At 69.8% G+C, this 21,929-nt stretch carries 13 protein-coding genes; 7 read left to right on the top strand and 6 right to left on the bottom strand.

Annotated features, from left to right (window positions below; all coding sequences use genetic code 11):
• Positions 1–4,557 carry a DUF6531 domain-containing protein gene (locus AB0M70_RS03385; RefSeq protein WP_365815791.1) on the bottom strand — a complete coding sequence of 1,519 codons (4,557 nt, stop codon included), beginning with the start codon at positions 4,555–4,557 and terminating at the stop codon, positions 1–3.
• Between the two features lie 121 nt (positions 4,558–4,678).
• On the opposite strand from AB0M70_RS03385, the gene AB0M70_RS03380 reads away from it, so the two are divergent.
• Positions 4,679–5,614, top strand: a complete 936-nt coding sequence (locus tag AB0M70_RS03380; RefSeq protein WP_365815789.1) for a DUF6183 family protein — start codon at positions 4,679–4,681, stop codon at positions 5,612–5,614.
• Positions 5,615–5,708: 94 nt separating this feature from the next.
• On the opposite strand, the gene AB0M70_RS03375 is transcribed toward AB0M70_RS03380, so the two are convergent.
• Both AB0M70_RS03375 and AB0M70_RS03370 read right to left on the bottom strand, forming a co-directional pair.
• Positions 5,709–7,910, bottom strand: coding sequence for a family 16 glycoside hydrolase (locus AB0M70_RS03375; RefSeq protein WP_365816293.1), 2,202 nt, complete (start codon positions 7,908–7,910; stop codon positions 5,709–5,711).
• A complete protein-coding gene (locus tag AB0M70_RS03370) occupies positions 7,910–10,324 on the bottom strand; it encodes a ThuA domain-containing protein (RefSeq protein ID WP_365816291.1) in 2,415 nt (804 codons plus the stop codon). Before AB0M70_RS03370 ends, AB0M70_RS03375 begins: the two co-directional genes overlap by 1 nt.
• Before the next feature lie 332 nt (positions 10,325–10,656).
• Between AB0M70_RS03370 and AB0M70_RS03365 the strand changes: the two genes are divergently transcribed.
• The gene (locus AB0M70_RS03365; protein ID WP_365815787.1) at positions 10,657–11,697 is read left to right on the top strand and encodes a multicopper oxidase domain-containing protein; all 1,041 of its coding nucleotides are present in this window, start codon (positions 10,657–10,659) and stop codon (positions 11,695–11,697) included.
• A gap of 42 nt (positions 11,698–11,739) precedes the next feature.
• Here the strand turns inward: AB0M70_RS03365 and AB0M70_RS03360 are convergent, their stop codons facing one another.
• Entirely contained in the window at positions 11,740–12,879 is a 1,140-nt protein-coding gene (locus AB0M70_RS03360) for a hypothetical protein (RefSeq protein ID WP_365815785.1), read from the bottom strand.
• 69 nt (positions 12,880–12,948) lie between these two features.
• Positions 12,949–15,438, bottom strand: a complete 2,490-nt coding sequence (locus AB0M70_RS03355) for an ATP-dependent Clp protease ATP-binding subunit (RefSeq protein WP_365816289.1) — start codon at positions 15,436–15,438, stop codon at positions 12,949–12,951.
• A gap of 507 nt (positions 15,439–15,945) precedes the next feature.
• Between AB0M70_RS03355 and AB0M70_RS03350 the strand changes: the two genes are divergently transcribed.
• The 3 genes from AB0M70_RS03350 to AB0M70_RS03340 all read left to right on the top strand — a co-directional run bounded on the left by AB0M70_RS03350 (position 15,946) and on the right by AB0M70_RS03340 (position 19,220).
• The gene (locus tag AB0M70_RS03350) at positions 15,946–17,571 is read left to right on the top strand and encodes a GMC family oxidoreductase N-terminal domain-containing protein (RefSeq protein ID WP_365815783.1); all 1,626 of its coding nucleotides are present in this window, start codon (positions 15,946–15,948) and stop codon (positions 17,569–17,571) included.
• Positions 17,572–17,663: 92 nt separating this feature from the next.
• Positions 17,664–18,683 (top strand): LacI family DNA-binding transcriptional regulator, encoded by a 1,020-nt coding sequence (locus AB0M70_RS03345; protein ID WP_365815781.1) that lies wholly within the window; start codon positions 17,664–17,666, stop codon positions 18,681–18,683.
• Between the two features lie 288 nt (positions 18,684–18,971).
• Positions 18,972–19,220 (top strand): chaplin, encoded by a 249-nt coding sequence (locus AB0M70_RS03340; RefSeq protein WP_365815779.1) that lies wholly within the window; start codon positions 18,972–18,974, stop codon positions 19,218–19,220.
• 108 nt (positions 19,221–19,328) lie between these two features.
• Here AB0M70_RS03340 and AB0M70_RS03335 read toward each other — a convergent pair whose 3' ends face one another.
• Positions 19,329–20,546 carry a glycoside hydrolase family 64 protein gene (locus AB0M70_RS03335; protein WP_365815777.1) on the bottom strand — a complete coding sequence of 406 codons (1,218 nt, stop codon included), beginning with the start codon at positions 20,544–20,546 and terminating at the stop codon, positions 19,329–19,331.
• Between the two features lie 223 nt (positions 20,547–20,769).
• Here AB0M70_RS03335 and AB0M70_RS03330 point away from each other — a divergent pair, with 223 nt between their 5' ends.
• Both AB0M70_RS03330 and AB0M70_RS03325 read left to right on the top strand, forming a co-directional pair.
• Entirely contained in the window at positions 20,770–21,564 is a 795-nt protein-coding gene (locus tag AB0M70_RS03330; RefSeq protein WP_365815775.1) for a VOC family protein, read from the top strand.
• Between the two features lie 122 nt (positions 21,565–21,686).
• Positions 21,687–21,926 (top strand): WhiB family transcriptional regulator, encoded by a 240-nt coding sequence (locus AB0M70_RS03325; RefSeq protein ID WP_363314455.1) that lies wholly within the window; start codon positions 21,687–21,689, stop codon positions 21,924–21,926.
• Positions 21,927–21,929 lie beyond the last annotated feature (3 nt).

The raw sequence follows: 21,929 nt of genomic DNA, 5'->3' as shown, positions 1-21,929 counted from the left end.
TCAGATCGGGTACGCCGTGTGGATGTTCCCGTCGCGGATGACCACCTCGACCTCGTTGGTCACCCTGCCACTGCCGTTGACGCCGACGGGGCTGCCGTAATCGAAGCGGTGGATATGGCTGTCCTGACCCATCGTGGCGCGCGGGTTGGGCATGGCCGGGGTGCCCCGGATGCCCGCTTGGAGGCGGCTGCCGAGGGCGAAGTTGTCGCCGTCCCACAGGAAGTCCTCGCTGAACTCCCCGGGGATGTTCGGTTCGGAGCCGTAGTCCGCGCTCTCCCGTGCCCGCTGCTGGGCGCCCGGGCCGTGCTGGCCCTCGATGTGGGTCTCGCGCCTCTCGGTGATCCCGTGGTTACCGTCACAGCTCGGTGCGAGTCCCCAAGGGTCGGTCCAGCGCAGCGGGTTGAGGACGTACGCGTGGTGGTTGGGGGCCGGGGCGAGGCCGAGCGGGTCGGGGCTGAGATAGCTGGCGTTCGCCGGGTCGTAGTAGCGCTGGAAGTTGTAGTGCAGGCCCGTCTCGCGGTCGAGGTACTGGCCGGGGAAGCGGAGCGGGCAGTCGGCGCCCGCCGGGGCACTGTCGCTGACCTGTGTGCCCCACAGGGTGGTGCGGGCGCGCCAGGCGACGCCGCCATCCTCGTCGACGAGTTCGGTGGGGGTGCCGACGAGGTCGGTCACGATGGCGTAGAAGCGACGGTCGACCGCGGCCTGGTCGAGGCCGTCCGCTCCGGCGGCGGGACCGGCCGGGACGTCCGGTCCGTTCTGCTCGAGCTGCATCAGTGCCCGGTTCGTTCCCGGCGCCCACTCCCAGCTCGTGGTGGCGCCGTCGGCCGACGTCCGCTGCTCCGCCAGCCGCGTTCCGTCCCACGTGAAGACGGTCTCCTCCACCGCACGGCCGTCGTCGTCCGCAGACGACAACCGCTTCGCCACGCGGCGCCCGAGACCGTCGTACACGTACGTCCAGCGGCGGCCGTCGGGCGTGGTGACGGCGGTCAGGCGGTCCTCGGTGTCCCAGGTATACGTCCAGGTGCGCACGCCGCCGGACAGCAGTTTGCGGGACTGGCGCACGACACGGCCCTGCGCGTCATGCACATAGGTGACGTGGCCCGACCAGCGCACCAGGGTGCCGTCGTGGACGCGCTCGCCCTGCGGACCCTGGGGGGTTTCGGCGCGGCTGACGTTGCCGGCCGCGTCATAGGCGTACCGCTCCGACCAGTCGGCGGCGGTCACCGACTCCACGCGGCCGCGGCCGTCATGTGTGAAGCGGCGGGTGCCGTGGGCCCGGTCCTCCACGGCGGTGAGGTCACCGTCCTCGCCGTATGCGTACGCGCGTTGGAGGAGTGGGCCGCCGTCCCCGGCCTCCGTGGTCAGCGTCTGCCCGGTGAGGCGGTGGCCCGCGTCCCATTCCTGCGCCAGTACGGTCGTGTCGTCGATGCGGCGTTCCGTCTCGTGGCCGGACGCGCCGTAGGAGAAGGCGAGCCGGTGGTTGGCGACACGGACCTGTGTGGTGCGGTTGTTGGCGTCCCACTCCCACCGGCTGACGGCACCAGAGGGAGTGCGTCGGGCGACGCGCCTGCCGAGCACGTCGTACGTGCTCTCCAGCACCCTGCCGTTGCACCGCTCGGACAGGACACGGCCCGCCGCGTCGCGGGTGAGGGTGAGCTCGGTCCCGGGCGTCGTGGCGCGGACGAGATGGCCGGCGGCGTCGTACGCGAACGAGGTGACGCTGTCGTGGGACCGCCGCTCGATGACGCGGCCGCAGCCGTCGCGGACGTACGTCGTCGTCTCACCGGCTCCGTTCGTGCGCTCGGTCAGGCGGCCCGCCGCGTCGTAGGCGTATGTGAGGGAGCGGCCGTTGAAGTCGGTCTCCTCGACGAGACGGCCAGCGGCGTCGTAGGAGTACGTCCACACGGCGCCCGCCGCGCCGGTCACCGCGGTGAGACGCAGCTCGGTGTCGTAGGTGAAGCGGACCGTGGAGGCGTCGGCGCCCTCGCCCTCGGTGCGCCGGGAGCGGCGGTCGAAGTGTGTGAAGCCGTACGTGACGGTCCGGCCATCGGGGCCGGTGTACCGGACGACGTTGCCCTCGGCGTCGTACCACCAGCGTTCGCAGGTCCCGTCAGGCAGGAGGCGCTCGGAGGGGCGGCCCTCCACGCTCCAGGACGTGCGGGTGACGGCTCCGGTGCCGTCGGCCGACGCGACGATGCGGCCGAACGCGTCGCGCGTCAGGCGTGTGCCGTCGCCCAGGGGCGGGATGGTGGCGAGCGGCAGGCCGGTGGCGTGCGGCTCGGCGCGGTGCGTGGCGCCGAGGGCGTTTGTCACGCTCGTGAGCCCGCCGAAGCGGTCGTACGTGAAGGTGGTCAGGGCGCCCAGGGGATCCACGGTTCCGGTCGGGCGGCCCTGCTCGTCATAGGCGTAGCGGCGGGTGCCGCCCGTCGGCAGGGTGGTCACGAGGGGGCGGTCGGATGCGTCGTACTCGGCGGTGGTGACTGAGCCGTCGGGCCGGGTGATCCGGGTGAGGTTGCCGCGCTCGTCGTAGTCGAAACGTGACGTGTGACCGAGCGCGTCGGTGCGCGACAGCATGCGGTCGTACGCGTCCCACTCGGCGTACGTGGTGTACCCGAGCGGGTCGGTCTGGGCGACGAGCTGTAGTTGCTCGTTGTGCCGGTAGGTCGTGGTGTGGCCGAGCGAGTCGGTGTACTGCGTCGAGCGCTCTTCGGTGTCGTAGGCGACGGTGCAGGAGAGGTGGCCTTCGGCGCCCTCGCCTCGTACGCAGCGGTCCTGGTCGTCGTACGTGAAGCGGTACCAAGAATCGTTGCGGTCGGTCCAGGACGTGACGCGCGCGTGCTCGTCGTACGTCAACCGCAAGGGCAGCCCGGACGAGTTGACGACGTCGGTGAGGTGGCCGTCGGTGTATCCGTAGCGGATGAGGGTGGTGCCGTCGGGCCCGTCGTCGGGGTTGTGAAGGCGCAGACCGGTGACCCGGCCGCCTTGGGTGTCGATGTGCAGATGGCGGCCGGCCGAGTCGCGGACGGCCGTAGGGGTGCCGCCTTCGTCGCGGTCGAAGTCGACGCGGCGCCCGTTGCGGTCGCTGATCGCCGCGAGCGGCAGCGTGAACGCCTCGTCGGCCCTGGTGGCCCGGCCGAGCGGCGCGAAGTGACGGGTGTGGCCGGTGACCGGGTCCGTGATGCGGATGGGGGCGCCCGGCGCGCCGTCCCAGTCCAGGGGGAGGCGCGGGCCGTGCCGGGGCATGACAGAGGTGCCGGGCGCGGGCACCGGGTAGCTGAGGATCATGCCGTCGTCGGTGGCGAACAGGGCGCCCTCAGGGTCGAGTTCGAGGCGCTCGTCGAGGGTGGAGGCCCATGAGGGGCCGAACCAGCGGCCCGACGCGTACGTCGAAAGATGCGTGCGCCGCAGCACGAGTGGCAGCAGCCCCGGAAGTTCGACGTCGGTCTCCTCCATGATCATCTCGCCGGAGATCATGTCGATCGGGTCGCCGTTCTTGCATCGGCCCTTGGCGGGCTTGCTGGTGGCCGCGTCGTCCGCGCCGCGCCGCAGTCCGTTCTTGAGGCCCTTGCCCAGGCCCTTGAGGCCGCCCTTGGCGAGGCCCTTCATGCCCTTGGCGAGCTTGCCGACGCTGGTGAGGGCCTTACCGCCGGGGATGCAGTCGAGGGCGGCGAAGGCGACGTCGAGCAGCCCTGCCTCGCCCTTCGCATATTTGTTGAGGGTGTCGGCCAGGACGACCAGGGCGGCGACCAGGACGATGGCGGCGAGGATGGGTCCGCCGACGATCATCGCGATGACGCCGAGGACGGCGACGACGACCTTGCAGACGGCGACGATGGTGTCCCAGTTGTCGGTGACCCAGTCCCCGACCTCCTCCCACCACTTGCGGTTCTGGATGCCCGCGTCCGAGGCGTCTTCCAGCTTCTTCTTCGCCGTCCCGGCCGCGCCCTCGCGCATCTTGCGCGCGTCTTCCGCCATCTTCTTCGCCGCGTCCAGGTTGCTCTTCGCGGCGGAGACGTCGGACTTGGCGGCCGTCTGGGCCTTCTCGGCGGAGTCGGCGTTGCGGGTGGCGGCCTTGACCTTGTCCGGGTCGGGTTTGGGGACGTCTTTCCCGCTGTCCTTGTCGTCCTTGTACTTGTCGGCTTCCTTGCCCGCCCGATCCACCCAGGAGTCGGCGGAGGTCAGGCGGGACTGGGCGGCGGAGAGGCTGGTCTGGGCCTCGCGGCCCTGGGCGAGGGCCTTGTCGGCCAGGGCCTGGGAGCGTTCCAGCTCCGGCCAGTAGGCGGAGAGGGCGTCGCCGGCCATCTCGTAGCTCTTCTTGAGCTTCTTCAGCTTGCCCGGCGCGTCCTCGAACTCTGCCGTGAACGATTCCGCGGTCTTGCCCGCCCAGGTGAGGATCGCGTCCTCGCCCGCCATCCCCTTGATGTCGCGCAGGACTTTCGATACATCGTCGGCGAAGTCATGCAGATTCTTCGCCAGGTTCCGGACCCGGTCGGGATCCCCCGGAGTCGGATCCTTGTCCAGATCAAGGACATGCCAGTCAGCAGGCCTGTTGTTCACGTCATCCCCCGTTGCGCACGCTCACTCAGTACGTGAATGCATGAGGGAAAATACTTGGTCCGCTCCACTGGGCGAAACCCTGTGCCGAATCAGGGCCTCCACCGGCTCGTAGAATCCCGGGGTGAGCGATGACCAGGTGAAATTGCCCGACCCCGCGGAGCTGAAGAGGCTGGCCGCATCCCGACCGGATCAACTGCGGGGAATTGCCGCAGAGTTGGCCAAGGGGCGGCGGATCCCGGAGCTCGAGCCGCTCTTCGCCGAACCGCCGCGGGGCGCCGACGACCCGGAGGTCGAGCTGCGGGCCTGCTTGCTGGGCGAACTGGCGCTGATGGGGGTCTCCTGGCGCGAGCGGCCGGGTCTTGAAGCGTATGCGGCGCGGCTGCGGGAGCTGGGGCATCCGTTGTCCTGGCTGCCGGGGGAGCGGCTCGATCTGGAGCACCGCTTCGGGGTGCGGGTCCGGGGCGCGGGGCCGGTGAAGTCGGCCGGGCAGTTGCGGGGGCGCTTCCCCGAGATCCCGGCCACGGAGGCGGGCGCGGAGGCCGGGCGAACGGCGCAGGAGGTGCGGGACGCGGAGCGTGCCCGCGAGGCCGCAAGAGCGTTCACCGCGGGAGGCTGGGCGCGCGAACCCGAAACGCGGTTCTTCACGCTGCCCGAGCCGCTGGGCGACGACGACTTCGGCATGGCCTTCCTCCAGGAGTTGCCGCTGGACTGTCTGGCCGGGGAAACGGGGCGGGGCGGCGCCCTCGCGTGTCTGACGGCGGCCGACGACGTGGCGAACGAGCTGTACTCGGCGTCGTTCAACGGCGGTGTCGACGGGCGTCCCCAGCACGGGGCCTACGCCCGTCTCCACGCCTGGCGCGGGCTGTACGCGATGCTCGGCCTGCCTGCGGGTATGCCGTTCCTCGACGCCGTGCGGTACGCGGCCGACTGCCGGTGGCTGCGCTTCATGGCGTTCACGCGGTGGTTCCACCACGACACGGCCGACGTGGGCTTCGCGGTGCTCGATCCGTCCCGGACGCGGGTGGCGGTCCTCGCGGCCACCGACACCGGCGACTGAACCGCCCCGCCCGCCACAGGCGACGGCGCCCTCGCCCCGGACAGGGACGAGGGCGCCGCGGTGGGATGCGATCAGTCGCGGAGGCCCAGGGTGACTACAGCTCCTTGATCCTGATGTCGCGGTACGAGATCACATCCGTGACCCCGTGCACCTGGAGCCCGACGTAGCCGGACGAGTAACGCCGTCCGTCCGTGCCGGGGTCGTCGCCACGCGGCGGCGTGAAGACCTGGCCGCCCGTGTTGTCGAACTCGTTGATCAGGACGCCGTTGCGGTAGATCGAGTAGTGCTGGTCCACCACCTTGATCTCGTAGTCGTTCCACGTGCCCTTCGGGGTGACGCCGGCGCCGCCGAGCCCCACCCGGTCGAAGCCGTAGATCGACCCCGTCTTGTACATGTCGCCGTCAGGCCGGTCGAGCATCTGCACCTCGTGCCCGTACTTGATGGCGACCCACTCCGGACGTGACTCCTCCGGGTGGTCGTGGACCTGCGGGAAGCGCACGAAGGCGCCGCCGTTGGCGTTGCCGTTGCCCGGCGCGTCGTCCCGCCACTGGAGCTTCAGCGAGAAGTCACCGTACTTGCGCTGGGGGAACCACAGCATGCCCATGCCCTGCACGGTGGTGCTGCTGGTGATCGAACCGTCCGCGTTCAGGCCGAACTTGCCGCCACCGACCTGCTCCCACTTGTTCAGGGACTCCTGGGTACCGTCGAAGATCTTGCGGTAGCCCTCGGTCTGGCCCGGCTTGCCGATGCCGGACTGCTTGGCGGCCTTGTTGATCTTGTTGTACTCACGCTGGTCGATCTCGCCGGCCTTCAGGAGCTTGTCCGTGACGCTCTTGACGTGCTTCAGGAAGAGCGCGTGGGACGTCCACTCCTTCTCGTCCTCGATCATCTCGTTGATGCGGCACCGGTTGTTCGTGACGCGGTTCGGGATGCCCGTGTCGACCGTGCCGACGATGACCGTCAGACGCTCGTCGAACTCGGCGCAGTTGGGGGCCGGGACCCCGCCGCCCTCCGCGACGGTGAAGGAGACGTCCTTGGCCGCCGAGGTGTTGCCCGCCTTGTCGCTCGCGCGGTAGGCCACCGTGTGCCGGCCCACGCGGTCGACGACCACCGGGTCGGCGTACGCGAGATACGGACCGCCGTCCAGCGAGTACTCGACCTTGTCGACACCGGAGTCGGCGTCGGTCGCGGTGACCGACACCTTCGCCTTGCCGACGTACGCGCCGTCCGAGTTCTTGGTGCCGTCGACCTTGGCGGTGGTCTCCGGCGGTGTCTTGTCCTCGACCGGCGGCGTGACCACGGTGAACTCGACGGACTTCTCGGCGGCCTGGTTGCCCGCCTTGTCCGACGCGCGGTAGCGGATCTTGTGGGCGCCCGCCGCGTGCACCATGACCGGCGCGCTGTAGGCCGTCCACGCGCCGCCGTCACCGACCGCGTACTCGATCTTGTTGACGCCGGAGCCGGTGTCGGACGCCGTCACGGTGACGGTCGCCATCCCGACGTACTCACCCTTGTCGTTCTTCTCGCCGGTCACCGTGGCCGAGGTCTCCGGTGGCGTCTTGTCGTCGCTCGACGGCGGGGCCACCGTGAAGTCGACGGATTTCTCCGCCGCCACGTTGCCCGCCTTGTCGCTCGCGCGATAGCGGATCTTGTGGGTGCCGACCTGGTCGACGACCACGGGCGCCGTGTACGGCTGCCAGGGGCCGTCCGCCCCGACGGCGAACTCGGTCTTGTCGACGCCCGAACCCTCGTCGGTCGCCGTCACCGCGACGGTGGCGGAACCGACGTAGGCGCCATCGGAGTTGGTCTGCCCTTCGACCTTGGCGGCGGTCTCGGGAGCGGTGGTGTCCTCGCTGCCGCCCTCGGTCACCACGAGGATGCCCTGCATGGAGCCGTGGCCGGGGATCGTGCAGTGGTAGCGGTACCGGCCGGGCGTCAGGGTGACCTCGGCCGTGTGCTTGCCGCCCTGGTCGTCGTTCGGGTTGGCCAGGATGTTCAGCGGTACGTCGTTGTTGTACTCGGGGTCCGAGACGTCGAACGTCAGCGTGTGCGGCATGCCGGTGGTGTTGCCGGTCGCCTCACTGTTCTCGAAGACGATCGTCGTCGCTCCCGCGACCGCCGTGGTGGGCGCGGAGGCGTACTTGTCGATCGCGTTGTCCGCGGTCCAGGTCAGGGTCTGGGCCGCCGCACGGCCCGGGTTGTCGGGCTGGCTCGCCGCCGTGGAGGTCAGGCCGAGCACCATCAGGAGCGACGCGAGAAGCGCCGTCCAGAGTCTTCGCTTGCGTACCGCCCGCATCATCCGGCCTTCCTTGCGAGGTCCTTGGCGGCCGGAGTGGCCGCGCCGCCCGAATAAGTGACGCGCCACAGCGCCGACTTGGAGTCCGAGGTGAAGAACCCGCGGCCGTAGTCGAGGACATAGAGCGAGCCGTCCGGGGCGAACTTCCAGTCCATGAGGTTCTTGATGCCGTCGTTGCCGATGGGGATGATCTTCTTCAGGGACTCGGCGTGCGTGGGCAGTCCGCCCTTGCCGACCGTCTTCGGGTCGGTCAGGACCGCGTGCCGGGGCTGGTCGGCGTCGTAGAAGTCACCGACGAACCACTTGCCGTCCCAGTACGAAGGCCACTTGTCCGCGCTGGTGTTGGCGGCGTCGTAGCGGTAGACCGGGCCGTTCATCGTGGCCTGGCCGCCGCCCTTGAGCCACGGCAGGAGGATCTTCTGCTCCTCCGTCTTGTAGCTCGGGACACCGTTCGCGTCGCGCGGGTAGTCGACGCCACCGCCCTGCGGCGAGTACCAGATGTTGTTCGGCTCGGCCGGCGGGATGTTCACCAGGCCGTCGTTGTTGGGCGACTCGTTCTTGAGGTTCTTGCAGTCGTACCAGCCGAGCGGCTTCGTCGGATCCGGCAGATTGCGGTCGCGGTAGGGCTGGTTGTTGCCCATGCAGTACGGCCAGCCGCGGTTGGAGGCGTGGGTGATGGCGGCGAACGTGTCGTACTTCGCCGGGCCCCACGTCGTCGACGGCGCGCCCGCGTCCGGGCCGACCCAGCCCGCGTACAGCGTGTCGGTCTTCTTGTCGACGGAGATGCGCGCCGGGTTGCGGACACCCATCACATAGATCTCGCCGCGCGTCTTGCCGCCGCCCTCGTCCGGCTCCTTGCCGGTGAAGAGGTTGCCCTCCGGGAGCGTGTACGTCCCGTCGGCCTCGGGGTGGATGCGCAGGATCTTGCCGTTGAGGTTGTTGGTGTTGCCCGCCGTGCGGCGCGCGTCGGCGAAGGAGACACCCTTGAAGTTGGGCTCCGGGTTGTTGCCCGAGTATCCGTTGCTGAAGCCCGACGAGTTGTTGTCACCGGTCGCGATGTACAGGTTGTTCTTGGAGTCCCACGCCATGCCGCCACCCGCGTGGCAGCAACTGTGGATCTGCACCGGCCACTTGAGCAGGACCTTCTCGCTGGCGAGGTCCAGCTTGTTCGTGGTCTGGTCGAGCGTGAAGCGCGAGACGTAGCGCTCGGCCATGTGCGTCTCACGGTTGATCTTCGAGTGGGGTGTGTAGTGCAGGTACACCCAGCCGTTCTGCTCGAACTTGGGGTCCAGCTCGATGCCGAGCAGGCCCTCCTCGACCTTGATCAGCTCATCGCCGCCGCCCTTGTTGCCGAAGATCGTCAGCGCTCCGGCGAGGGTCGTCTTCTTGGTCTTGGGGTCGTAGACGTGGATCTCGCCCTTGCCCTTGCCGATGTCCGGGTTGTTCCAGTCGGTGACGACCGGCTGGGACGAGTCGGCGCCGCCGCGGCCGATGTAGAAGACACGGCCGTCGGGCGCGGTGACCAGGCCGTGCGGCTCGCCGATCTGGTCGTTCTGGCCCGGCTGGTTGGGCTGGGTCAGGCGCGACGCCTTGTAGTTGGCGGTGATGGTCGACTTGCAGTCGGCGCGGGCGATGCGGCTCGTCCAGAGCAGGGCGCCGCGCAGGTGCTGACGGAAGTCGGTCTCGTCGTACGAGGCCGCCGTGCCGCCCATGCCGGTGTAGAAGGAGCGCCCGCCGTCGTAGTCACGGCACCAGGAGACCGGGTGGTCGGCGCCGTTCTTGCTCGCGCCCGGCTGATAGGTGGACTCCCGCACGCGGGCCACGGTGTGGACCTCGCCGGTCGGGTTCTTGGTCCAGTTCAGCCACTGGTCGGGGCGCTTCCACTCCAGGGGCAGGTCCTTGGTGGCCGGATTCTCCCGGTCGCCGACCTCGACGGTGGCGCGCTGCACGTTCGTCGGGCTGGAGTCTGCCGGGCGGGCACCGATCAGGCCGGTGAACCAGGACGAGTACGGCTCGGCGCGGGCCGCATCATGGATGCCGACGAAACCGCCGCCCGCCTCCATGAAGGCCTCGAGGCCGGCTTCCTGCTCGGCGTCCAGGACGTCGCCGCCGCCGGTCAGGAAGGCCACGGCGTTGAACTTGCCGAGCTTGGCCTCGTTCGTGAAGACCGAGGCATCGTCGGTCGCCACGATCTTGAACCGCTCGGCGGCCGGGCCGCTCTGGCCGATCTTCTCGATGGCCTCGATGCCGGCGTTCACGACGGGCGACTCGTCGCCGTCCGCCGCCGAGCCGTGGAAGACGAGGACGCGCACGTTCGCCTGGCCGGGCGGTGACGGCAGGGACATCGTTGTCAACGGTGGCTCGGGATAGGGCCGCGCGGTGGCGGCCTGTGTGGAGAGCGCGCCGGTGACCATGACCCCGGAGATCAGGGCCGCGGCCCAGGCGCGCCGTGAGCGGCTCCGGTTCCGGTCGTCGCGGTTCGGTCTGCGTCTGGCTCTGCTCAACCCTCGTACAGCCAAGGGCTCTTGATGCGGTGTGAGCCGCATGAGTACACCCACCCCTCGTCGGTCACAGCAACAGGCGCGGATGAAGCTAGACCTCTTTTTGCCACTCGCCAATAGGTACGGACGGAATACCGCGAACTTTGTCCTGCGTGTGGATAAACGAAGCTCCCCCCGATACCGTGTGGCCGTCCCGGGGGCCACCTGCGCCCCGTCAGTCTCCGTACCGCAGTGGGGAGTTCGGCATGGACCGACGGAGCTTCAACCGACGGATGCTCGTGGGCGGAGCGGTCGCGACGGCCGGCGTGACATCGTTGTCGCTGGCCACCGCGCCCGAGGCGAGCACGGCCGAAGGGCCCAAGACCGCCCCCGCGGGCGGCGAGGTGCGCCGCATCAAGATGTACGCCGAGAAGCTGCCGGACGGGCAGATGGGCTACGGCCTGGAGAAGGGCAAGGCGTCCATCCCCGGCCCGCTCATCGAGCTGAACGAGGGCGACACCCTGCACATCGAGTTCGAGAACACGATGGACGTGGACGCCAGCCTGCACGTCCACGGCATGGACTACGAGATCTCCAGCGACGGCACCAGACACACCAAGAGCCACGTCGAGCCCGGCGGCAAGCGGACCTACACCTGGCGCACCCACGCCCCGGGCCGCCGCAAGGACGGCACCTGGCGGCCGGGCACGGCGGGCTACTGGCACTACCACGACCACGTCGTCGGCACCGATCACGGGACGGGCGGTGTGCGCAAGGGGCTCTACGGCGCGCTGGTCGTGCGGCGCAAGGGTGACCTGCTGCCGGACAAGACGTTCACGATCGTCTTCAACGACATGACGATCAACAACAAGGCCGGGCACGACAGCCCCAACTTCGAGGCCACGGTGGGTGATCGGATCGAGTTCATCTCGATCACGCACGGCGAGTACTACCACACGTTCCACGTCCACGGTCACCGCTGGGCGGACAACCGCACGGGCCTGCTGACCGGCCCCGACGACCCGAGCCAGGTCCTCGACGACAAGATCACCGGGCCCGGGGACTCCTTCGGCTTCCAGGTCATCGCGGGGGAGGGGGTGGGCGCGGGCGCGTGGATGTACCACTGCCATGTGCAGAGCCACTCCGACATGGGCATGGCCGGGTACTTCCTGGTGAAAAAGGCGGACGGCACCATCCCGGACTACGAGCCGCACCATCCTTCGGCGGCGAAGAAGTCCGGCGGGTCGGCCGGCTCCGGTGACTCCGGCGGGGCGAAGTCGGGTGCGTCCGGGCACGATCACGGCTAGACGAGCGATCCCGAGGAGTTCTGTGGGCTGATCGGTGTCGGTTCACTTCGAGGTCTGATCACCGTGGTCGTCTCGGAGCATGTGCCGACGTTCCTGTTCGCGCTTGGAGTAGGCGGCCGCACGGATCGCCTCGTCGCTCTCCAATCCTGATCCCAGGGCGCCGCCCACGGTGGCGACCGAAGCGACGAACCAGGACAACGTCACGTACTCCGCGGCGTGCAGCGGTGTTCGTGTCATGGAGGCGAACACTTGGTCGTTCAGGATGAACAGCGCCCACGCCAGGTTGATGACGATCAAGCTCCCGTAGCAGACGAGCACACCGATGCCCACGGTCATGACCGTCGAGGCGTTGTAGAGCCTCGCCTTCTGCCGCGCCTCAGGCGAGCCCTCCGCCGATCGATGCCACAGCTCCCCGTCCACGATCAGCCAGCCGATCATGAGCCCGACGGACCCGACCATGGCGATCACGAGGCGTGGCGCGCTCAGGGCCTCGGCCAGGCTCCAGGTGGTGGAGTTCACGGTGGCGACCGCTCCTGTGGCGAGTGCGGCCGCCAAGGCTTTCGACAAGCCGGGCACCAACCGCCATGGCCGGTTGGCGCGGACCATGCCGACGAGCACCCTCAGGTATCCGCGGGGCCCATTGACGACGTACCGAAGATCGGCAAGATCGGCGGCCTCCTCCTCACCGATCGGGCCCGGACGGACAGGCGTGAGACGACCGGCGCAGGGGCCCAGAAGCGGCTGACTCGTGGGTTCTTCGGCCTCAGTGGCCCGCGGACCCGCCAAGCCGAGCACGGCTTCCTCCACGGCCCGCCGGGCTCTCGTCTGCAGCCGCCAGCCTCCCAGTGCAGGCAGAGACAGCAGCGCCAGGCCGTGTTCGTGACTCAGACGCGCGGCGAGTCTGCGCCCGTGTGAGTGCAGCGGAAGGTCGGTGAGGGCCACAACGACATCCCAGTTCTCCGCACGTCCACGGTCCGTGATCCGGCGCATCAAGGTGGGCAGGTCCTCGGTCCCCGCGGAGAAGGGTTCACTGACCACCTCGACGTCGAACCGTCGCCCCGGGCCTGCCTTGTCGGCGAGCCGAGCAGGGAGTGTCCGGGCCATGCGCTGGGCGATCTCCGTCGGCGCGTCCGGGTCCGCCAGGAGAGCCACGACGGTAACGCCCTGGGACGACACCCGCATGGCACGACCCTTCTCTTCGACCACCGCGAACACCCGCTCCGGGGGGGCTACTCCGCCGAGCTTGCCGTGTCAGCTTGCCGTGTCCGCCTCCGGCTCGACCGCGCCCCCCGAGTCGGCCGCCGGACCGAGGGTCAGTGCCAGCTCGCCGTCCTTGACATCGGCGATGACGGTGTCGTCCGGATTGACCGAGCCGCTGAGCAGCATGTTCGAAAGACGGTTGTCGAGCTCCGTCTGGATGGTGCGGCGCAGCGGCCGGGCTCCGAACTCGGGCTGGTAGCCACGGTTGGCCAGCCACTCCTTGGCCGTCTCGGTGACCTCGAGGTTGATCTGCTGGGCGTGCAGCCTGCGACGGCTGCGTTCCAGCAACAGGTCGACGATGCGCACCAGGTCCGCCCGGGACAGGACGTGGAAGACGATGATCTCGTCGATGCGGTTGAGGAACTCGGGCCGGAAGTGCGCCTGCAGTTCGGACATCAGGTCATCCCTGATGTCCTCGACTGCCCCTTGGTGGTCCAGGATGCGCTGGGAGGCGATGTTGCTGGTCATGATGACCACGGTGTGCCGGAAGTCGATCGTGCGTCCCTGGGCGTCGGTGAGCCGCCCGTCGTCCAGCACCTGCAGCAGCAGGTTGAAGACGTCGGGGTGGGCTTTTTCGACCTCGTCGAACAGCACGACGCTGTACGGCTTGCGGCGCACCACCTCGGTGAGCTGCCCGGCCTCCTCGTAGCCGACGTATCCGGGCGGGGAGCCGACGAGCCGGGAGACGGTGTGCTTCTCCTGGAACTCGCTCATGTCGAAGCGGACCATCCGGTCGGCGTCTCCGAAGAGCAGTTCAGCGAGTGCCTTGGCCAGTTCCGTCTTGCCGACTCCCGTGGGTCCCAGGAAGAGGAAGCTGCCGGTGGGCCGATCGGGGTCTCCCATGCCCGCCCGGCCGCGGCGCACGGCCTGGGACACGGCGGTGACTGCCTCTTCCTGGCCGACCACGCGCTCGTGCAGGGCCTCCTCGAGCTTCGTGAGCCGCTCGCGCTCGGTCTCGGTGAGCTGGGAGACGGGGATGCCGGTGCGCGCGGAGAGCACATCGGCGATGTCCTCGGCCGTCACACTCCCGGCCTCCTCCCGCTCCCCGCCGACCTCGGCGAGTTCCCGCTCCACCTGCCGGATCTGGTCCTTGAGCTGTGCGGCGCGTTCGTAGTCCTCGGTGCTGACGGCCTCGTCCTTCTCCCTGCGCAGTTTGGTGAGGCGGTCCTCGATGCTCGCGGCCCCGGTCGGGGCACCGAGGCGGCGCAGTCCCACGCGTGCTCCTGCCTGGTCCATGAGGTCGATCGCCTTGTCGGGCAGGAACCGGTCGGTGATGTAGCGGTCGGACAGGGCGGCCGCGGCGTCCAGGGCCTCGTCCGTGTAACGGACCTGGTGGTGGGCCTCGTAGGAGTCGCGAAGCCCGCTGAGGATCTGTACCGTCTCCTCGACGGTGGGCTCGCGCACCATGACCGGCTGGAAGCGACGTTCGAGCGCGGCGTCCTTCTCGATGTACCGGCGGTACTCGTCGATGGTGGTGGCGCCGACGACGCTGAGGTCGCCCCGGGCGAGCGCGGGCTTGAGAATGTTGCCGGCGTCCATGGCACCCTCGCCGCCTCCACCCGCGCCGACGACCGTGTGCAGTTCGTCGATGAACAGGATGATGCCGCTCTCGGCCTCCGTGACCTCGTCGATCACCTTCTTCAGCCGCTCCTCGAACTCTCCCCGGTACTTGGATCCTGCGACCAGACCGGCCATGTCGAGGCTCACGACGCGGCGGTCGCGCAGGGCCTTCGGGACCTCTTCGGCGACGATCCGCTGCGCCAGTCCTTCGACGATGGCGGTCTTGCCGACTCCGGGATCGCCGATGAGGACGGGGTTGTTCTTGGTGCGCCGGGAAAGCACCTCCACGGTCTGCTCGATCTCCTCGGCGCGGCCGACCACCGGGTCGAGACGTCCGCTGCGGGCCTCGACGGTGAGGTCGCGCCCGTACTCGTCCAAGGTCGGGGTGTCGCTGTGCTCGCCCGACGGCGCCTTCCGGCCTGCTTCGCCGCCGTTCAGCAGACCGGAGGAGACTCCCTCGGATCCCAGCGTGCGGGCGAGGCCGGAATCTTCCAGCAAGGCGGCGAGGATGTGCTCCGGACCGATGTACGAGGCACCGGTCGCCTGGGAGCGGGCGTGGGCGGCAAGCAGAGCGCGCTTCGCCGCCGGTGTGAGGCCGGGGTCGCCGGGTTCGGTGCCGGTGGGGAGGTTCTCCTGCAGGTCCGCAGCCAGCTGGTCCGGATCGGCGCCCGCCTGCTCCAGGATCTGCCGGGCGGCCGGCACCTGCGTGGCGGCCCACAGTAGGTGCACGGTGTCGAGATCGGACCCGTCCTCGGACGCCCGGCCGCCTGCCGCCCCCAGCAGCTCGTGCGAGGAATCACTGAGCAGTCGCCCGATGGGCACGCGCTGCACGGCCGGCGGCGAGGCTGCCGGACTCGTGCCGAAGAAGCGGTTGAAGAGATCGGAGAACGGGTCGCCGGACCCGAAGGGGGAGGTTGTCACGAGGATCGTCCCGTCCGGCGGGCCGCACAGCGGCTGTGCGCAGCCTGCCATGGTCGAATTGCCGTACACGGCCATTCTTCGCCGGGTCGCCCCGGGGTGCGACCGCAGCACATGAGCGACGGGCGTCCTTGGCGCTGAGCGTCACCGCCTGTCACGCCTCATGGTGCTTGTCCGAGGCACAGGGGGGACGAAGCCGCCGTCGGGCAGCGCGTCGTCCTGCGGGGCAGTCGTGCGTACGGGGTGAGCGGGGTCTTCGGGGGTCTTCGGTGTCTCCGGCGCATGGGGCTGGGAGACGGTTTGAGCGCTCTTGACGGTCGGCCCGGTGCGGTGCTCGGCGTCGCCCTTTCTGTTCGTCATGTGGAGATCGTGTGGGACAGGCCGATCCTCGCGTCATCCCTTTACCCAGAGGTCCACGTTGGGTGTACTCCTTGTACGCGTCATCCATGCGCAGCACCCGTACGTCCCCTGTGCGCATCCCTCCGTGAACTGCCATTCAAGGGAGTCGAGTTGAGCAAGGACAGCGTGTACGACTACGTCATCGTCGGTGCCGGTTCCGCGGGGTGCGTCCTCGCCGCGCGGCTCTCCGAGGACCCCGCGGTGCGGGTGGCGCTCGTCGAGTCGGGGCCACGCGACCGGAAGCCCGAGATCCGCATCCCGGCGGCTTTCCCGAAGCTCTTCAAGACGCCCTACGACTGGGACTACTCCACCGTGAAGCAGTCCGCGCTCGACGGCCGCGAGCTGTACTGGCCGCGCGGCCACACGCTGGGCGGCTCGTCCTCGATGAACGCCATGATGTGGGTGCGCGGTCACCGCGACGACTACGACGCCTGGGGCGAGGCCGCGGGGCCCGAGTGGTCCTACGACGCGTTGGAACCGTACTTCCGGCGCGCGGAGCGGTGGACGGGTGACTCCGGCGGCTCCTCCGCCGGCTCCGGCTCCGGTGGGACCGGCGCCGGCAGCGTGTACGGCAGTGACGGGCCGCTCTGGATATCGCCGCCCCGCGCCCTCAACCCCACCACCGGCGCGTTCCTCGACGCCTGCCGCGACGCGGGCCTGCGCGAGCTGACGGAGCTGAACGAGCCGGACCACAGCGGCTTCGCGCTCACCCCGGTCAACCAGCGCCGCGGGCGCCGGTGGAGCGCCGCCGACGGGTACCTGAAACCGGCCAGGCGGCGCCGCAACCTGGACGTCCTGACCGAAGCGCGGGTCCGCAGGCTGGAGTTCGACGGGACGCGCGTGGCCGGGGTCATCGCCGACGGCGTCCCCGGCAAGCTGATCGCCCGCCGCGAGGTGCTCCTCTGCGCGGGCGCCATCGGCTCCCCGCAGCTTCTCCAGGCCTCCGGCGTCGGCGACCCGGACGACCTCGCGAAGGCGGGCATCGAACCACGCATCGAGTCCCGCGGCGTGGGCCGCAACCTCCAGGACCATCTCGCCTACGCGGTGACCATGCGCTGCCCGGAGCCCGTCACGCTGACCGGCGCGGACTCCCTCGCCAATGTCGGCCGCTTCCTGCTCGGCGGGCGTGGCCCGCTCACGTCGAACGTCGGCGAGGCCGTCGCCTTCATCAAGACGCGGCCGGAACTGGCCGCCCCTGACATCGAGTTGCTCTACGCCCCCGTCCCCTTCGTGCACCACGGCCTGACCCCGCCCACCGAACACGGCATCACGATCGGTGTGGTGCTGCTCCAGCCGGAGAGCGAGGGCCGGATCACGCCGAGGGGCCCCGGCGTCGGCTCCGCGCCGCTCATCGACCCCGGATATCTGTCGGCCGAGGCCGACATTCGCACGCTCGTGGCCGGGGTGCGCCGCGCCGAGGAGCTTCTCGCGGGGCCCGCCCTCGGCCCGTACACGTCGGGGCCGCTGGCGCCGCATCCGGGCACGGTCGACGACGCGACGCTCGCCCGGACGATCCGCGGGGCCTCCGAGACCCTCTACCACCCGGTCGGCACCTGCCGGATGGGCCTCGACGACGCCTCCGTCACCGATCCGGGGCTTCGGGTGCGGGGAACGTCGGCGCTGCGGGTCGTGGACGCCTCCGTCATGCCGCGGATCACGCGCGGCCACACGCACGCCCCGACGGTGGCGCTCGCGGAGAAGGCGGCCGAGCTGATCAGGGCGGACGCGCGCGGATGACGAGGGCCGGGGGCAGGGGGATGTGCCCCCGCCCCCGCCCACCGGTCGTATCCTGACCGGCGCACCAGCCAGCCGCCCCCGAGGAGCCCCACGTGACCGAGCCGTCGAGCGTCGCCCCGCGCCCCACCCTGGAGGCCGTGGCCGCCCGAGCCGGGGTCTCGCGGGCCACGGTGTCCCGTGTCGTCAACGGCGACACGGGCGTACGTGAGGTGCTGGCCGAGAAGGTCAGGCTGGCGGTCGACGAGCTCGGCTACGTCCCGAACCGTGCCGCCCGCAGTCTGGTGACCCGCCGGCACGACGCGGTCGCCGTGGTGATCGCGGAGCCGGAGACCCGGGTCTTCGCCGACCCGTTCTTCGCGCTGCAACTGCGCGGCATCAGCAAGGAGTTGACGTCGCGTGACGTCCAGCTGGTGCTGCTGCTCACGGAGGGGCGGGACGATCACGAGCGGGTCGGCCGCTACCTGGCCGGTGGCCATGTGGACGGCGCCCTCGTCTTCTCCCTGCACCTGGACGATCCGCTGCCCGGCATCATCCAGGGCGCGGGGGTGCCGACGGTCTTCGGCGGCCGGCCCGGATGGCCGGACGGGACGGTGACGACTCCGTACGTCGACTGCGACAACCGCGGCGGGGCCAGGGACGCGGTCCGCCACCTTCTCTCGCTGGGGCGCACCCGGATCGCGCACATCAGCGGCGCACTCGACCAGACGTCGGCCGTGGACCGCCTCGACGGCTTCCGTGACGTGCTTCCGGAGGCGGGGGAGAGGTTCGTCGCGCACGGCGACTTCACCCCGGCGGGCGGTGAGCGGGCGATGCGCGAGCTCTTGGACCGCGTCCCCGACGTGGACGCGGTCTTCGCCGCCAACGACCTGACGGCTTCGGGAGCGCTGCGGGTGCTGCGGGAGCGGGGGAAGCGGGTGCCGGAGGACGTCGCGGTGGTGGGCTTCGACGACATGCTGGCGGTGGCCGAGCAGGTGGACCCACCGTTGACGACGGTGCGCCAGGACATCGAGGAAATGGGCCGCCTCATGGCCCGCATGCTGCTCTCCCGCGACGACCTGCCCCCGAAAAGCGTGGTACTCCCGACAAAACTGGTGCGACGGGGCTCGGCGTAAAGCGACAGCACTCCGCTCCGGGCTGCGTCCCACCCCGCCCCGTCCGGCTCACCGGCGCCGGTCGGCCGCGATCCGCGCCCAGCCCTCACGCACCACCGGGCCCCCGCTTCCTAACGCCCCGACTGCCGGACAGGTGGCCCGACCCGGCACCCCCGCCCAGAGGCCCAGGAACGCCTCCCATCCCACGAACGAGTGCCCTCGTTCCCCCGCACGGTCCACCCGTGTTTTTGTCGCATCGATGCCGGGTGAGGCTCGCTTCAGCACTTCCACTCATCCGGAGGTAACACCATGCGCAAGTGCGCGATCCTGGCAGCAGCGGCCTTCGCCGCGGTCACCGTCATCGGCGGTGCCGGTTCGGCCGCCGCCACTGCCGACCCCGGCCCCGGCGCCTACGCCGAGGGCTCGGCTCACAAGTCGCCGGGCGTCCTCAGCGGCAACGTCGTCCAGGTGCCCGTGGACGTTCCGGTCAACGCGTGCGGCAACTCGCTGAACGTCGTCGGTCTGCTCAACCCGGCAGCGGGCAACCACTGCAAGTAGGTCTCCGGACCGGCGGGCGATCCCTGCCGGACGGCACGCCGCCCCGTCGCGACCAGTGCGCGACGGGGCGGTGCACGTGTGGGGGGTGGGTCCGCCAGGGAGCCGCTGCTAGGAGCCGACGCTCACCGTGAACCGGCGCGGGTTGCCGTCGTGCGCCGCCCCGGACACATCGGGCTCGCCGTCCGGCCGGACGTCGTCGTACGGGAACGCGTAACCGATGGGCGAGTTCGCGTGCACCACGCGGGCCCAGTGGTTGGTCACGTCACCCTTGTAGTAGTCCCCCGCGCCGGCCCCGTTCGGCTGCTGTGCGTGCGACAGCATGATGCTGCGGTTGAAGCCCGCCGCGAGCCGCGCGAGCAGGCCCTTCTTGTCGTCGGAGTCCCCGGGGTTGTTGGTGAAGGGCCCGTGGTTGCAGGTGAAGATGTCCTTGGACGTCGGCTTCGGGAAGGTGTGCCCGCCGTTGAACGTCAGCGTGTCACCGCTCACGCGGCCCGTGAACACGCCACGGCCGCCCTGAAGGTCGATCTTCAGGTCGGTGCCGCGGTACTTCTCCCACGCCTCGTCGATGTAGCTGTTCCACACGTCCCGGAACGGCATCTCGTTGGGACGGTCGAAGTACGGGGCCATGAGGTTCTGCGGCGAGATGACCCGGAGCACCTTGTCGCCGTCGCCGCGGATCACCAGATCGCCCCAGGGCTGCCCGTCCTTCTCCCCTTGGGCCACGAGATCGGCGGCTATCTTGTCGACGGCGCCGTCCGGCAGCGGGGCCACCGTGTGCGTGCCGTCGCCCTCCAGGGTCAGGCCGATGGGCAGGGCCGTGACGAGGTCGACGTAGCTGATGTTGGCGTACAACTGCGAGCTGTTGAAGGTGAATTCGCAGAACGACCAGGTGCGCCCGTAGTTGGCGTCCTCCTTGGTCGCGAAGGCGGGCTCGACCAGCGAAGGGCCCGGGTTCAGGAAGAAGTCCAGCTTGTCGTCCCGCACGAAGTAGACCCGCGCGCCGTACATCTGAGGCAGCGTCAGTACCTTCGGCACCGAACCCGCCGCGCCCAGCGGAATCGCGCAGTCGACCGGCAGCGGAGTCTGCGGGGCCGACGGCGAGTCGGGGCGGTAGACGCCCCCGTCCGGCTTCAGCAGGACCCAGCGGTCGGTGCCCTGCTCGTGCCCGGTGACGTAGGCCCGCACCTCGCCGGGCAACGACTTGTTCTGCAGGGCGAGTTCACAGGTCGCGGGGGCTGCCTTGGCGCCGGGGCTGAGGACGCTTCCCCAGACGGGGTAGGTGAGGGCTCCGGCGGCAGTGGACAGGAACACTCGACGCGAAATCACGGAAGGTCTCCCGGGATGTGTGGGGGGATGTCATGCGGCCGTGTGGGGGGTGGTGGCCGTGTGGTGCGACCACTGTCGCGTCGGCCCATTCGGCCGTCAAGAGTTGTGGCTGAGAGCGCTCTCAGAATCTCGCTTCTTTCACAAGGTGGCAGCACGCGCGCACTGTCAGTGGTGGGTGTCAGACTCAGAAGGACGGCAGAGAGATGCGACAAAGGAGTCGATCATGCTCAATACCCGTTATGTCGCGGGCGCTCCCACGTGGGTGGACCTCGGCACCCCGGATCTTGAAGGCGTCCACGCCTTCTACGGCGCACTGTTCGGGTGGGAGTTCCGCTCCGGTGGCGCCGAATTCGGTGGATACGGCATGTATCAGGCGGACGGGAAGACCGTGGCAGGCGCCATGAGCGTCCCCGCCGACCAGGCGCCTCCGGCCTGGACGATCTATTTCAAGACGACGGACGCCGACGCGACGGTGAAAGCGGTCGAGCAGGCCGGCGGCAGCACGGTGTACGAGGCGATGGACGTGGGCGACCTGGGTCGCATGGCTGTCCTCAATGACGCCCAGGGCGTCGGCTTCGCGGTGTGGCAGCCGGGCACGAACAAGGGCCTCGACCTGGTCGACGCGCCGAACAGCATGTGCTGGACCGAGCTCTACACCCCGGACATCACGGCGGCCCAGGAGTTCTACGGATCCGTGTTCGGCTGGGGCGCCACCACCCAGGCCTTCGAGGGCGGTTCGTACACGATGGTGCACCCCGCGGGCGGCACCGCGGACGACATGTTCGGGGGCCTGTGGCCGCTGTCCGACGCCCCGGACGAAGTCGAGGCAGGGGCGTACTGGACTCCGTACTTCCAGGTGACCGACATCGACGCGGTGCTGGCCCAGGTCGAGCCCGCCGGGGGCACGGTGCGGATGGCGCGCATGGACCTCGCGGGCGTCGGCAGCTTCGCCAAGCTCGCCGATCCCTCGGGGGCGCGCTTCGCGCTGATGCAGCCGGAGGCGCCCGACGCGGGGTGAGGCCGGCGGCCATGGGGCGGAGGCAGGGGTCACTTCGCAATGCAGGTGCCTGAAACGGCGCACGTCGCAGCGTTGATCGTTCGTTGATTTCCTGTTTCGCGCGCCCTGCCAGCATCGGCGGCATGCAGATCGACATGACAGCCGAGCCGGAACTCGCCTGGCAGGAGCAGGCCCTGTGCGCCCAGACCGGATCCGAGTTCTTCTTCCCGGAACCGGGCAGCTCGGTGCGCGAGGCCAAGTACATCTGCCGGCTCTGCGAGATGCGCCCCGCGTGTCTCGAGTACGCCCTGGCCCATGACGAGCGGTTCGGCGTCTGGGGCGGCCTCTCGGAGAAGGAGAGGCTCAGCCTCAGACGCACCTGACCC

Source organism: Streptomyces sp. NPDC051214, from assembly GCF_040682375.1.
GTDB lineage: Bacteria > Actinomycetota > Actinomycetes > Streptomycetales > Streptomycetaceae > Streptomyces.
Note: the sequence above shows the minus strand (reverse complement) of the source record. Positions and strands in the feature narration are given on the sequence as shown.